General features: G+C 43.6%; 11 protein-coding genes and 1 pseudogene. 4 read left to right on the top strand and 8 right to left on the bottom strand.

Features of this window, described 5'->3' with window-relative positions:
* Positions 1-14 precede the first annotated feature (14 nt).
* Together GD630_RS01145 and GD630_RS01140 are read left to right on the top strand one after the other, a co-directional pair.
* Positions 15-2,861: a M16 family metallopeptidase gene (locus tag GD630_RS01145; protein WP_143865318.1), complete on the top strand. Its 2,847-nt coding sequence runs from the start codon at positions 15-17 to the stop codon at positions 2,859-2,861.
* Positions 2,854-3,741: a ChaN family lipoprotein gene (locus tag GD630_RS01140; RefSeq protein WP_143865316.1), complete on the top strand. Its 888-nt coding sequence runs from the start codon at positions 2,854-2,856 to the stop codon at positions 3,739-3,741. The genes GD630_RS01145 and GD630_RS01140 overlap by 8 nt, the downstream gene beginning before the upstream one ends.
* On the opposite strand, the gene GD630_RS01135 is transcribed toward GD630_RS01140, so the two are convergent.
* The 5 genes and pseudogenes from GD630_RS01135 to GD630_RS01115 all read right to left on the bottom strand — a co-directional run.
* Positions 3,731-4,504: a CPBP family intramembrane glutamic endopeptidase gene (locus tag GD630_RS01135; RefSeq protein ID WP_143865314.1), complete on the bottom strand. Its 774-nt coding sequence runs from the start codon at positions 4,502-4,504 to the stop codon at positions 3,731-3,733. The two genes, GD630_RS01140 and GD630_RS01135, sit on opposite strands and share 11 nt — an antisense overlap.
* Before the next feature lie 143 nt (positions 4,505-4,647).
* On the bottom strand, positions 4,648-5,628 hold the full coding sequence (gene ribF, locus GD630_RS01130) for a riboflavin biosynthesis protein RibF (RefSeq protein WP_143865312.1): 981 nt from the start codon (positions 5,626-5,628) through the stop codon (positions 4,648-4,650).
* 10 nt (positions 5,629-5,638) lie between these two features.
* The gene (locus GD630_RS01125) at positions 5,639-6,262 is read right to left on the bottom strand and encodes an HAD family hydrolase (RefSeq protein ID WP_143865310.1); all 624 of its coding nucleotides are present in this window, start codon (positions 6,260-6,262) and stop codon (positions 5,639-5,641) included.
* Positions 6,252-8,957 (bottom strand): calcium-translocating P-type ATPase, PMCA-type, encoded by a 2,706-nt coding sequence (locus tag GD630_RS01120; protein WP_143865308.1) that lies wholly within the window; start codon positions 8,955-8,957, stop codon positions 6,252-6,254. Before GD630_RS01120 ends, GD630_RS01125 begins: the two co-directional genes overlap by 11 nt.
* A gap of 108 nt (positions 8,958-9,065) precedes the next feature.
* A pseudogene (locus GD630_RS01115) lies at positions 9,066-9,548 on the bottom strand (hypothetical protein); the annotation flags it as partial.
* Between the two features lie 223 nt (positions 9,549-9,771).
* Between GD630_RS01115 and rd the strand changes: the two are divergent.
* Positions 9,772-9,936: a rubredoxin gene (gene rd / locus GD630_RS01110; protein WP_007767584.1), complete on the top strand. Its 165-nt coding sequence runs from the start codon at positions 9,772-9,774 to the stop codon at positions 9,934-9,936.
* A 92-nt stretch (positions 9,937-10,028) separates the two neighbouring features.
* Here rd and GD630_RS01105 read toward each other — a convergent pair whose 3' ends face one another.
* The 3 genes from GD630_RS01105 to GD630_RS01095 form a co-directional block, all read right to left on the bottom strand.
* The gene (locus GD630_RS01105; protein ID WP_143865304.1) at positions 10,029-10,415 is read right to left on the bottom strand and encodes a HepT-like ribonuclease domain-containing protein; all 387 of its coding nucleotides are present in this window, start codon (positions 10,413-10,415) and stop codon (positions 10,029-10,031) included.
* On the bottom strand, positions 10,399-10,692 hold the full coding sequence (locus GD630_RS01100) for a nucleotidyltransferase family protein (RefSeq protein ID WP_143865302.1): 294 nt from the start codon (positions 10,690-10,692) through the stop codon (positions 10,399-10,401). The genes GD630_RS01105 and GD630_RS01100 overlap by 17 nt, the downstream gene beginning before the upstream one ends.
* Positions 10,693-10,902: 210 nt before the next feature.
* Positions 10,903-12,600: a Na/Pi cotransporter family protein gene (locus GD630_RS01095; RefSeq protein WP_143865300.1), complete on the bottom strand. Its 1,698-nt coding sequence runs from the start codon at positions 12,598-12,600 to the stop codon at positions 10,903-10,905.
* Between the two features lie 83 nt (positions 12,601-12,683).
* On the opposite strand from GD630_RS01095, the gene GD630_RS01090 reads away from it, so the two are divergent.
* Entirely contained in the window at positions 12,684-14,357 is a 1,674-nt protein-coding gene (locus GD630_RS01090; protein ID WP_143865298.1) for a nucleoside kinase, read from the top strand.
* Positions 14,358-14,435 lie beyond the last annotated feature (78 nt).

Genomic DNA, 14,435 nt, shown 5'->3' with positions numbered 1-14,435 from the left:
CTTATAATTAATTTATGCTACAACAAATTAAAACAAAAGCTATTCTAGTCTTAGCATTTCTTTTAGGAGGAATATCTGTAGATATGCTTGCGCAACAATCCGTTTCAGAGAAGAAGATCGGTTTACCTCCCAACACCGTTGAAGGTGTATTACCGAATGGTTTGCACTATCTGATTCTCCCGAACGGGACACCGGCTCATACGACGGAGTTTCGTTTGGTGATGCGGCTCGGCTCGGCACAGGAGACGGATAAGCAAAAGGGAGCCGCCCATTTTTTGGAACATATGTCTTTTGCCGGTAGCAAACACTTTCCCGGACGCAGTATGGTGGACTACTTGGAAAGTCTAGGAATGAAGTTTGGACGGGATATCAATGCTGTGACCGGCTATGACCGTACTATCTTCATGCTGACAGTGCCGATGGATAAGACTGATTCTGCTGTAAGTGATAAAGTTCTGTTGATACTGAAAGATTGGTTGGACGGACTCTCCTTTGAGGAAGAACGGACGAAGAAAGAACGTGGAGTGATTTTGGAAGAGTTGCGCGGCTATGACATAGGAGATGACTTTTATAGCTTGAAGATCGGTCAAAACCGTTTTACCGACCGTATGCCGTTAGGTAGTTCGGAGGATATCCGTAGCATTGACCGTAAAACACTGATTGAGTTTTATCAGCAATGGTACTCTCCACAAATGGCCACTGTTGTGGTGGTAGGCGATGTAGATCCGGTTTCCATAGAGAAGAAGATCAAAGAAATGTTCGCTTCCATTCCCCGTAAGAAGGTGAAAGGGTATCGTGTTTATCCTCTTACTTATGAAAAAGGAATAGCTCTTCATGAGATAGGAGATGATCTCAAACGCAGTTCTGAACTGGAATTGATGATCCCTCATCCTTGCGTAGTGGGAAATACAGTTGGAACTATCTACCGTAAAGAGCTTGGTTCTTTGTTGGTACGGGCTATTACTAACCGTTTGCAAGCTCGGCAGATTCGTAGTAATGTATCCGATGCCTGGTTCCTTTCCGATAAGAATCATTTTGTGTTTACTTTTTCCGGAACGGATAAATCCGGTCTTTTGCAGCAAGTATCCGATTTGTCTAACGAGCTGGAATGTATCTTGAAGAACGGCTTTACACCGGAAGAGCTGGATGATGCTATCAAAGAGCTTTCCAGAACATTGAAGGTGGACTGTTCCGCACAGTTGTCCGGCAAGTGGTGTGATGATTTTGTAGATTACGTTATATCCGGCGACCGCTACATACAGTCGGAGGAGGAGATGCACCAATTGCTTGAAAAGGTACGGTCGACTGACAGTGCAACTTTGCAGAAATTATTGCAGGAATGGCTTTCTTACAAAGAGCAGGCTTTGCTGGTTGCCTATCGCAATAATACGGGTAAGCAGAACTCTATTCAGAAAGAAGACATACTACGTGCATGGGAAAAAGGAATCCGGAGTCCGTTAAAAGAATTTGTCTACGTACCCAAAGAGGTGAAGGAAGAGACGGTAACGACACCTGTATGTCTGACCAAAAGCCACGTGTTTGATGCTTCTGATATTGTCAGTGAGAAGAAATATCCGGAGATGAATTTGACGGAAGTCTTTTTGAAGAACGGGCTGCGCTTTCTGCTCCGTCCTACGGATGATGAGAATCAGTCTCTCTTTGTGACCGCTTTCGGTAGGGGAGGCGTTGGAGATTTGTCGGATGAGGATTATCCGCTTTACGAAGGAACGGGTGGCTATATGGAAATGGGAGGAATAGCATGTGTGCCTTATGATACCCTGTCTTCTTATATGCAACAAGAAGAAATATCCATGAACCTTGCCATCAGTAACTTCTGGCATGATATAATGGGAATGGCACCTGCCGACAAAGCACAAGAACTGTTTAACCTGATGTATGAGAAGATTTATCGTCCGGAACTTTGTTATAAAGATTTCGATGAAATCCGGCAGGACGAGATAGAACGTTTGGGAAAGGAAACGGTACTTGAGCAGATGATGAAACGTGCTTCGGACCGTGCCTTGACGAATCGTCTGGATTCGCTGATGGGGAATATGGTTTCCCGCCCGGCGTTGACAAAGAAAGATTTAGAGTCGCTTAATCTGGATAAGATTGCTGCCTATTACCGTTCCTTATATGCCAATCCCTCGCAAACGGTGTTCGTCGTGACCGGTAAGTTTGATACGGACAGCATTAAGAAGTTGCTGACCGCTACTTTTGCCCGTATGGAAAAAGTAGAGACGGGATTGTCCTTTTCTGACAAACCATTCAAGTTGCCCGGAAAAACGTATGTCGAAGCATTCCCGAATGAAAATGATACGCAGACTATATTCGATTATGTATTTTGTGGCAATTACCAACCCTCTTTGAGGAATAGTCTTACACTGAAGCTGATGCGTGATATTTTGCAGAACCGTGTGTTGAGTATATTGCGCGAACGGGAAAATATCGTTTATTCTCCGTATGCTTCTTTGTTTTATAATGGACTGCCGCAGCAGGTGTTTTATTTTGATTTGTCTGCTTCCGTTGATTGGGGCAATACGAAGAAAGTGGAAGGATTGATAAAGGAAATCATTCATGAACTCCGTACTCATAAAGTGTCGGAAGAGGAACTGGATGCAATGAAAAAATCGTTCTTGCTGACAAAACAAAAGGTCCTTTCAAACGAGGCGTCTGCGGAATGGCGTACCAATCTGGTGAATTTGTTGAAGAACGGAGAGACGATAGATGACTTTGAACAGTACGAAAAATGCCTGTCTTCTATTTCCACCACGGATATTCGGAAAGCATTCAAGGAATTGGTGAACCCTGACAAGTTTGTATTATTATATATCGGAAAACATCAGAAATACAATGAATAAACTATTTTCTAAAAAAGTATGTGTGTTGTTACTCCTATGTTTGGTAGGAGTGACAGCCTTTGCCCAAAAAGGCTATAAGAAAGCGTATACCTTGTTTGATGCGAACGGCAAGGAGATTGGATATGACGAACTGGTTGCTGCGTTGGCGCAACCGGACGTCGTGTTTATCGGTGAGATTCATAATTGCTGCATTACTCATTGGTTGGAGTACGAGCTTGCCCGTTCTTTGTATGCCATTCATAAGGATAAACTGATGATGGGGGCGGAAATGCTGGAGGCCGACAATCAACTGATTCTGGATGAATATATGAATCGGCAGATCTCTTATGACCGTTTTGAATCGGAAGCGCGTTTGTGGGACAATTATAGTACGGATTATGCTCCGTTTGTGTTCTTTGCTAAGGAGAACCGTATCCCGTTCATTGCGACCAATGTTCCCCGTCGCTATGCAAACGTGGTGAAAGACAGGGGATTGCAGTATCTGGACTCATTGTCCGATGAGGCTAAACGCTATTTGCCGCCTCTCCCGGTATCGTTCACATATAAAGAAGAGGAACAGGGAGCTTTCGCATTGATGCACATGATGGGGAAAAGCAAGGGAAATGCGGAATATCTGGCACAGGCACAGGCCATCAAAGACGCTACGATGGGATGGTTTATTGCCCGTAATATGAAAAGCAAGTTCCTTCATTTCAATGGAAACTACCATTCGGACTTTCAAGGCGGAATCATTCCGTATCTGCTTCAATATCGTCCGGGAACAACGGTAAAGACCGTTTGTTCGGTGCGCCAGGAGAGTATCGGACAATTGGATGAAGAGAATAAAGGAAGAGCGGATTTCTATATTTGTGTTCCGGAAGATATGACCTCTACTTATTAGAGGTCATGCGCTGCATATACAGGATGGTTGCTATGAATATGAGACAGACTCCTGCAAGAACGTAAATATATAAATTGCCGTTTATCAGGTCGTCCATATTCTCAGCTTCCGGAAACTTGATACTGAGATATACCGACAACGAATTATTCAGTATATGCATGAGTATGCAGGGAATTAAGCTGCCGGTTTTGTAGAATATCCATGCCAGCAGGATGCCGATTAAGAATGCCGGAAGTATCTGGGCTGGATTGATATGAAAGGCACCGAATAGGAATGCTGAAATGAGAATTGCTTTTGCCGGACTGTATTGCTGTAACAATGCTTTGGTGATTGCCCCGCGAAACAATAACTCTTCGAGCACAGGACCTATGATGGATATGGCGAGAATACCTCCCCATCCGGATTGGAGAATATCGAAAGACTGTTTCATGATATTAGGAATCCAATCCAGCAGCCCCATCAATGCGGATACTGCAAATCCGGCCGTGAGAATGGCCAATGCGCTGCATGACAGATAGCCCGCTGATACGGGAGACCATGTAGCTTTTTGCGTACTGATATAACCGGCTTTCCATAAATAAATACCCATCATCACTTGTCCCGCCAATTGTGCCGGAATCATAATCGCTTGTGTCAGTATACCTTTATCCAGATTCCCGGTGGTGATCAATAAATAGATGGTATAGGGAATCATTACCAGAATAGGGGCAGCGATCTGCGCGATGACAAGGTCTATTAATATTAATTTGATAGCCGTCTTCATACCACTTTATGTCTTATCGGGTTGTGAAGAAACTGCATATAAACATGGCTAGCATTGATATTGCTATTACCACCAGGGAGATACTCATGAATGTCTTTTGCATACGAATCTGCTTTTAAAGTTATTACTCAGTTATATGTTATTTAGTTCGGTCGTAATTTTGACCGCTCTGCTTGTTTGCCAAGAAGGATTGTTTCCGTCTCTTCGGCGTCTTTATGCAATTGCACTATCAGCTCGTCAATGCCGGCGAATTTCAGTTCGGGGCGTGTCCGTTTGACAAACGTAAGCCGGATAAACTTGTCATATATGTTAGAATGGAAGTGAAGGATATTCACCTCGATTGTACGGTTAGGACCGTTGTCGATAGTCGGGCGGACACCGATGTTCAGCATTCCCATATAGGTTTGTCCGTCGAATGTGACCCATACGGCATAAACTCCGTCTGCGGGAACCAGTTTATCCGGATCGTCTACACTTAAATTGGCGGTAGGAAAACCTATTTTCCGGCCTACTTGATAACCGCCTACTACTGTTCCGTCCAAAAAGTATTCGTATCCCAGGCAAAGAGCGGCCTGTTCCACCTCTCCTTCATGTAGAAGTTTGCGGATCAGGGAGGAGCTAATCGGGGTATTCTGATGTTCTCCTATCTTTATATTATTGGTATAGGCGTGAGCACGAATCACTTCTATGCCTATTTCCTTACCGTAACGTACGTAATCCTCGAAACCTTCACTGCGGTTGTGACCGAAGCGGTGATCGTAACCGATGACTAAGCATTTTACCTGATAGCGTTCTTTCAGCACTTGAGCCATGAACTCGCGGGCTGTCAGCCGGGAAATCTCAGGAGTAAAGTTAAGCATGAGACAATAATCTACTCCGATGTCATCCAGCAGTCTTATTTTCTCTTCCGGAGTAGTCAGTAACTCAGGACGATAATCGGCGTTCATCACCTTGCGGGGATGTACCGGAAAAGTCACTAATGCAGAACGTAAACCTTTGGCGGCCGCTATCTCTTTCACTTGTCGGATCAGATAGCGATGTCCCGTATGCACTCCATCGAAGAAGCCGATGGTAGCTACGGAAGGTTCCGGGCGAAGAGTCGATATGTCACGTATAATCTGCATCTCTACGAATTTACTTGTTCTTAAAAAGGTGGCTCCAGTCTTCTCCGGCTTTGGGGGTATAAGTCGAGATACCGAGTTCTCGGGCTGCTTTGCAATTTATCTCAGAATCGTCAATGAAAAATGTTTCCTGCGGTTCGATGCCTGCATCTTCGATGACTGCTTTAAAAATTTCGGGCTCCGGCTTTACCAGATGCATCTCATATGAGAGGTATGCCTTTTCAAAATAGTCCTCTGCTTTGAACGTACGGTATGGGAACGCATTCTCGCAAGCCCATTTCCAATGAATCTCATTCGTATTGCTAAGCAGATAGACTACATATTTTTCACGCAATTTCAAAAGTAAGTCAAGCTTGTATGTGGGGATGTCTATCAGGAAACTGTTCCAAGCCTCGTCGATTTGTTTGTCGCTGACTGCTTTACCGATCATTTCCCGCATCCCGTTCCTGAACTCTGCGGAAGTAATCAAGCCTTTTTCCTGTTGCATGAAGATACCGTTCAACTGTTGGATATTCAAACGTTCTTCTACATCCGTGAACCCTAATTTCTTAAAGTTCTCCATACATCGTTGGCGGTCGAGATTGATAAGTACACCGCCCAAATCAATAAGAAGGTTTTTGATCCCTTTATTTTTCATTTCTTTCTTTTTTGTGAATCATACGTTGAACAAGGCGAATAAGTTCTCCAACCCATAACACCATGGACGAAACGCCTATAATAAGAAGCCACGTCTGCCAGTCAAGCGGTTCTGTACGGAATACTGCTCCACCGAACTGTACGATCAGGAACTGTCCGACCAGGATGGCCAATACAATTAACTCCATCCCATACGATTTGGAAAGGCCTTTGAATGCCGAATCGGTAGTACCGAATACACGGGCATTGAACAGGTTCCAGAACTGCAGCATGACAAAGAAGGTAAAGAAAACGGTAAGATTGTGTATATCCATACCTTGTGTGCTGTGGTCGAAATAGTAGATCATTCCGAGCAGTATGATAAGGAAGACAGAACCTACACCTATTATATTAGACCGCATCGCTTTACTGATAATAAAGTCAGTGCTGCGACGGGGCTTTTCAAGCATAACGGTTTCACTTGGCGGAATAGAAGCCAAAGCTAGAGCGGCAAAAGTGTCCATGATCAGATTTACCCATAACATCTGTGTTACGGTCAACGGCAGTTCCGTGCCTATCACCGAACCGAGCAGGACAATCAATAGCGCGACAAAATTGATAGTCAACTGGAATACGATGAAACGCTGGATGTTCTTATACAGTGAACGTCCCCACATCACGGCGGTTCCGATACTGTTGAACGAATCATCGAGAAGGGTAATGTCGCTGGCCTCTTTGGCAACGGAAGTACCAGTTCCCATTGACAGGCCTACTTGGGCATGATTCAAAGCCGGAGCGTCATTGGTTCCGTCGCCGGTCACGGCTACTACCGCCCCTTTCTGTTGGAGCAATTGCACCAGACGTTGTTTATCCGTAGGACGGGCACGGGACATGATTTTAAGATCCATCACACGGTCCAATGCTTCCTCATCACTCAACTCGGAGAAAGCAACTCCGGTGATGCGATTCCGCTCCGTATCCGTTTCCGGATTCCAAAGACCGATCTGACGTGCGATTTCCGTAGCGGTTCCCGGAGTATCACCAGTCACAATCTTGATTCCTATACCTGCCGACTGACATTTGGCAACTGCGGCCGGCACATCCGGACGAATCGGGTCGGAGATGGCTACGATACCTAAGAAGTTTAGGTCGTTGGCCGATACCAATGCCGTGCAGTCGTCCGGTTCATTCTCTTCTACAATCTTGAAAGCGAATCCCAATGTGCGCATGGCCATGTTCTGGTAGTTCAGCAGTTGTGCTTCAACTGTCGAACGATATTCGGTAGCGTCTACCTGCTGTCCGTCCAACATGACTTTTCTGCACTTCCCGAGCACTATCTCCGGAGCACCTTTTATATAGAGAATTTTCTTTCCCAGCAAGGCCGACTCTACAAGCGTTGCCATAAACTTCCGTTCTGTGGAGAAAGTCAGCTGATCGAGGATCTGTGCGTTTTCGCGGAGTTTCAGATAATTTCTTCCTTGACTATTGAGCCATAGCAATAGCGCTACTTCGGTGGGATTTCCCACACCTTTCGGCTTTTCACCGGTGTCGGTCTCTTCAAGAAAAGCAGTAGAATTGGCGCTGATACCTTCGGTGATAAGTTTGCTGATATCGTCGTCGGATAATTCGCTGCCGTTCTTTAAACCATAGAAGTTGGGCTCGTGCACTTGCATCAGGTTTTGCGTCAGTGTACCCGTCTTGTCCGTACATATCACGGTGATGGCCCCCATTGTTTCGCAAGCGTGCATCTTGCGTACCAGGTTATTGGTAGCAAGCATACGGCGCATATTCAACGCCAGACTGAGCGTGACACTCATTGGTAATCCTTCGGGGACGGCCACTACTATCAAGGTGACAGCCATCATGAAATATTTGAGAGTCCGTTCAAAAACCGGCAACCATTCGTGCCACCCGTTCAATGCTCCGAAGTCGAAGTAGAGCAGTACATCTTTGACAAAGAAAATAAGGAAAGCGAGTCCGGCAACCGTAAAACCGATCTTTCCGATCAGGTTGGCAAGTTTGGTCAACTGTATGTTTAACGGAGTCGGTTCGAGGTTCTCTTCGGTACTTTGGCGAGCTACCTTTCCAATCTCAGTAGCATCGCCTACGTGGAGAACGCGCATCGTGCCGTGACCGTCGACTACGGTAGTGCCTCGCATTACCAGATTGGAAGCGTACGTCGCTTCTTCATCGAAGTCCGCTTTTATGGTTGTTTTGTTGATAACAGGTTCCCCCGTCAGGTTCGATTCATTTACTTGTAAAGAAATGGCTTCGAGCAGCTCTCCGTCCGCAGGAATCTCTTCGCCTGTTTCCAGAATAACGATATCACCTACTACTATATCTTTGCGTGGGATTTCCTGTACACGGCCGTTCCGGATGACTTTAACTAAAGTCTCTTCATTGACCGCATTCAGTAAGTCGAATTTCTTGTTCGCATCATATTCGAAGAAGAAACCAATTCCGGTGGCCAGCAAGATAGCGGCTATAATTCCGATAGTTTCGGCATATTCATTCTCGATGATAGAAATGATTAACGAGAATGCCGCCGCTACCAACAGTACACGTACAACAGGGTCTTCGAATTTCTCTAAATACAGCTTCCACAGAGAGGGACGCTTGGGAGGTGTTAGTAGGTTGGCACCGTTCTTTTCCCTACTTTGTAGGACTTCATTATCAGTAAGTCCTATGTGATAGATATCATCTTTATTTGTACTCATGCAGATACATGCGTTTAGTTTGAGTTGCAAAAGTACAATATAAAATTGTGATTGACTGTTTAATTAAAACTTTTTATGAAGTTGGATTTATTACTGTGATTTTCCGTTATCGGCTTTCTCTTTGGCAAGTTCCAACTCTTTTTCCGTATTCTTCAAGCGGGTGATGTCATGCACGGTGAGTACCATGTTTTCTTCATCATTCAGAAGAAAGTAGGAGCCGGATATGATAGCATCGCATTCAACGGCCTGATCATCGGCTGTTACAACCGTCAGTGCCGCTTCGAGATCGGTGAAACTTTTTTTGTGTTCAAAAGCCTGACGGATGGCCTGGCGTATCGGACACGAGCCGCAAAGACCGTGCGTGCCGCAACCTCCTTGAGAGGATAAGGCATTACGGCATTGCAACAAGTCACCCACTCTTTTTTCTTCCAGCCCTTTTCTTGTCCCTGTCTTTTGATAGTAATTGGTCTTGAGTACTTTGAAATCATTATCTATCAGCAGTATGTAGGCGTGTACATTCTTTAGAATAGCGCTGGTGATATGATTGGTGCGGTCTAATTTCCTGGATTCCCGGAATAATCGTTTTTGTATCCGAAGACATTTCTTTCGCTCCCATAAGAAGCTGACTAATAGTATAATGGATAAGACTATAAAAGTGGATGATAATGCGATGAGCATGGCTGGTATCTTTGTTTTAGTTTGATGAATCTAGCTACAAAGATAGTTTTTTCTTTCAATATTTGAATAAAGTGTTGAACAAATATATTGCTTTATGTGTTTTATTATACAGAAAACCAATAAAAAGACGAACATTATGAAGAAGTACATTTGCACGGTCTGTGAATATATTTACGACCCTGAACAAGGAGATCCGGAAAGCGGAATTGAACCGGGAACTGCATTTGAAGACATTCCGGAAGATTGGACGTGTCCTCTGTGCGGAGTTGGAAAGGAAGATTTCGAACCGTACGAAGGTTAAAATTAAAAGAGAGAGAATTTATTGAGAGAAAAATGGCTGGGTGTATAGATATATGCCCGGTCTTTTTTTTGCGGCAATACAAGACATTGGATTTATATATTAGCGGCAATATCATTTCTAATCAGCTGAATCGCAAGAAGCAGTTTAGGTAAATGTACTTTTACTATTTTAAAAATCTCTTCGGGGTCAATAGATAAGTATTCATGAGAAATAATATTACGTAATCCAATTATACTCCTCCACGGAGTACCGGCATAATTTATTAATAGTTTATGATTAGTCAGATTATCTATGTTCTTAATAGTTTCACCTATGGTCTGCAAACGCATACAAGTCGCATCAAAAATATCCATCTTATCAGGAGAAGCCAAGAAGTCATTCACAGAGATAACGCTACTACATCTTTCTATAGTTGTATTAATACGTTCTTCAACAAAAAGAAGCATATCCAATATGTCGGCATTAGATATAAATTGCATCTTTCTCTATATGATTTCGAAATAAACTACGCATAATTGCGGTTAAAGACACGACATCCACTTTTGCATTAAAACGCTTTTCTAAAAACTCTTTTATTTCCATTCGAGTAAAATAATCAGGCTCTTGGAGTTTAATACAAATATCAATATCACTATCTTCCTTCTGTTCACCACGGGCCACAGAACCGAAAAGTCCCAACTTTTCAATTCCATATCTCTCCCCAAACTCTTCTTTAAAATTCCGGAGAATAGCGATTATTTCATCTTTTGTTTTCAATTGATACTATAGTTGTTATGCAAATATTAAAATTAATATTGGAATTAGCAAATTCTCAATCACATTTTGTCCTACTACTAATTAAAAAGATGCACAAGCATCGAATTTTCATCGATTCCTTGTGCATCTACTATACTCAATAGTCATTTTCAAGACACATCAACTGAATTATGAGCAGCAGGACCCGGTGCTTCTGTTGATTTTGTTTTATCAGGAAGCTTTCTTCTCTTTTACATCACTGCTGGCTTCTACCACATTTACCACATAGTCACCCAGTTTCTCGCATTCGGCGATAATATCCATATAGTAAACTCCCATCTGATAATCATATTCTTTGTTGTTTACGTCCAGAATATTCTGATTCTTCAGTTGGTTGCGGTAGTTATTGATTTCATTTTCAATGTTGAACGACTTATTGATGTCGATGCTCTGATGTTCCGGTTTCTCCACCACTACGATCATCTGTGCGAGCGCATCGTCAGTCAGCTTCATCATGAAATGGATATGCTCATATTGTTTCTCGGTAAAGTCTTGATTGGTCTGGCGTTTACGGTTGATAGTACGTGCCAGATTATAACAACTGTCACCGATACTTTCGATTTCCGTCACCTCCCGCAACATGGCACGTATCTGCAATTTACTTTCCGAGCTTAGGCGTCCTTCAGAAACCTGATTCAGATAATTGGCAATTTCAAGTTCCATGTTATCGCTGATATTTTCATATTTTTCTATACGGCTGAATACTTTATTGAAATCATCATCCTTTTCTGTGTGTAGCAGATCTTGCACCATGCCGAACATACGATGGGTACGCTCTGCAAAGAGATGGATTTCTTTACGTGCCTGAAGTATAGAGAGCTCTGCAGTGGAAAGCATACCTCCGGTGATGAAGCGCAATCGTGGTTCTTCGTCCTCTTCTTTCGGGTGGATGAGAGCGCATACGGTACGTTCAATCAATTTCACGCCCCATATCAGGATACATACGTTACAGATGTTGAAAATAGAGTGGAAAGCCGACAATTTGTAGGAGATGGCGACTTCCGGATCGCTGCTTTGGAAGAAAGTGTCTACTACCCAGTTAACCATCTGCATGAAAGGATGGAAAATAATCAGCACCCAGATAACACCGAATACATTGAATACAAAATGGGCCAATGCTGCCCGCTTAGCCTGTGTGTTGGCTGTCAATGCGGCGAGATTGGCGGTGATGGTTGTTCCGATATTTTCACCCAATACGAGGGCAGCTCCCAATTCCAGGCTGATCCAGCCGTTGGCACACATGATTAGCGTGATTGCCATCGTAGCGGCGGAGGCCTGTACGATCATGGTCAGTATAGTACCGATGAATAAGAACAGGAGGATGGAGAAAAATCCCATATCCGTGTAGCTTTGTACAAAGGCGAGCATTTCCGGATTGGCATTCAAGTCGGGAGCATTGGCTTTCAAGTTAAAAAGTCCCATAAATAAGAAAGAGAAACCGAAAATGAATTCACCGACGGATTTGCGGTTGCTTTTGCCAGAAAAGATAAGCGGAAGGGCAATGGCCAGAAGTGGAAGGGCGAATGCAGCCATGTCAACCTTAAATCCGAAAATAGAAATAATCCAGGCGGTTACGGTAGTACCGATATTGGCGCCCATAATGACGCTGATGGATTCGGCAAGAGTGAGCAGTCCTGCATTAACGAAACTTACGACCATTACAGTCGTTGCTGAAGAGGACTGGATAAGGGCTGTGATTAGCACACCTGTTAAAACACCCGTTACCCGATTGGTAGTCATTGCCGTCAAGATACTTCGTAGCCTGTCACCCGCGACCTTTTGCAAGCCCTCGCTCATGATCTTCATTCCGTACAAGAAGAGTCCCAGTGAACCGATGAGCTTTAAAAAATCATAAAAAGAATATTCCATCTATAATATTTTTAATGGTTATTTGTTCTCAATCTGATTATAAGTATATTTAGTCCCATAATATTCACCTTTTAACGAACTCGATGAAACAGATGTTACAAATATGTTGCAAAAATAATAATATTTCTAAAGAATTCCCTATCGGGAGCTCACTTTTGGATATTTATTACGGTTTTAATCTTAATTTTCCTTACCAGGTGGTTAGCGCCAAAGTCAATAATCGATCTGAAGGGCTTAATTTCAGAGTCTATAATAATAAGGATATAGAGTTTCTGGATGTGCGTGACCAGTCCGGTATGCGGACTTATGTCCGTTCGCTTTGCTTTGTACTGTTCAAGGCTGTCACGGAACTGTTCCCGGAAGGAAAATTGTTTGTAGAGCACCCTGTCTCAAAAGGATATTTCTGCAATTTGCGGATCGGGCGGCCTGTGGAGCTGGAAGACGTGATGCGTATCAAGCAGCGTATGCAGGAAATTATTGCTGAGGATATTCCTTATCATCGCATTGAATGCCATACGACCGAGGCTGTGCGTATTTTCAGCGAACGGGGAATGAATGATAAGGTCAGATTGCTCGAAACTTCCGGTTCTCTCTATACCTATTATTATACGTTGGGAGATACGGTTGATTATTACTATGGTAATCTGCTGCCCAGCACCGGATATCTGAAGCTGTTCGACATTGTGAAATATTACGATGGATTACTTCTTCGCATTCCGAGCCGTGAGAATCCGGAAGTCTTGGAAGATGTCGTGAAGCAGGAGAAGATGCTGGATGTCTTTAAGGAATATCTGAATTGGAGCTATATCATGGGGCTTAACAATGCGGGTGATTTCAATCTGGCATGTGAAGTAGGACATGCGACGGATTTGATAAACGTTGCGGAAGCATTGCAGGAAAAGAAGATTGCTCAGATTGCCGATACCATCTTCCATCGGGGAGAAAACGGAAACCGGGTGAAACTGGTGCTGATAGCCGGACCGTCTTCTTCGGGAAAGACTACTTTCAGCAAACGCCTTTCTATCCAGCTTATGACGAACGGGTTAAAGCCGTATCCTATCTCTCTCGATAATTATTTTGTAGACCGTGAAGATACGCCGTTGGATGAGAACGGAAACTATGATTATGAATCGCTTTATGCGCTCGACTTGGAACTGTTTAATCGGCAGTTGCAGGCATTGCTTCGTGGAGAGGAGGTGGAACTTCCCCGTTTTAATTTCTCACTCGGAAAGAAAGAGTATAAGGGTGATAAACTGAAAATTGAAGATAATACGATTTTAATCCTGGAAGGTATTCATGCCTTAAATCCCGAGCTTACTCCTCATATTCCGGCAGAACGGAAGTTCAAGATTTATGTTTCTGCGTTGACGACCATTTCGTTGGACGATCACAACTGGATTCCGACAACGGACAATCGTTTGTTACGCCGTATTATCCGTGATTTCAATTATCGGGGATATTCTGCCCGTGAGACAATCTCGCGTTGGCCTAGTGTGCGTGCGGGTGAAGACAAGTGGATCTTCCCTTATCAGGAAAATGCAGATGTAATGTTTAACTCGGCACTGCTTTTCGAGTTTGCCGTGCTTCGTCTCCATGCCGAGCCTATATTGATGGGAGTACCGCGTAATTGTCCCGAATATTGCGAGGCTTATCGGTTATTGAAGTTTATCAAATATTTCGTTCCCGTACAGGATAAGGAAATTCCGCCGACTTCTTTGCTTCGCGAATTTCTTGGGGGAAGCAGCTTTAAATATTAAGTGGAAAGAGGGTGTGTATAATGATATTAAACGCTAAAAGCCTAAACCTTTGATTTCATATTCTGTTAAGTAGTTATA

Source organism: Bacteroides zhangwenhongii (genome assembly GCF_009193325.2).
GTDB lineage: Bacteria > Bacteroidota > Bacteroidia > Bacteroidales > Bacteroidaceae > Bacteroides > Bacteroides zhangwenhongii.
The sequence above is the reverse complement of the archived record's forward strand: the minus strand, read 5'-3'. Positions and strand labels throughout refer to the sequence as shown.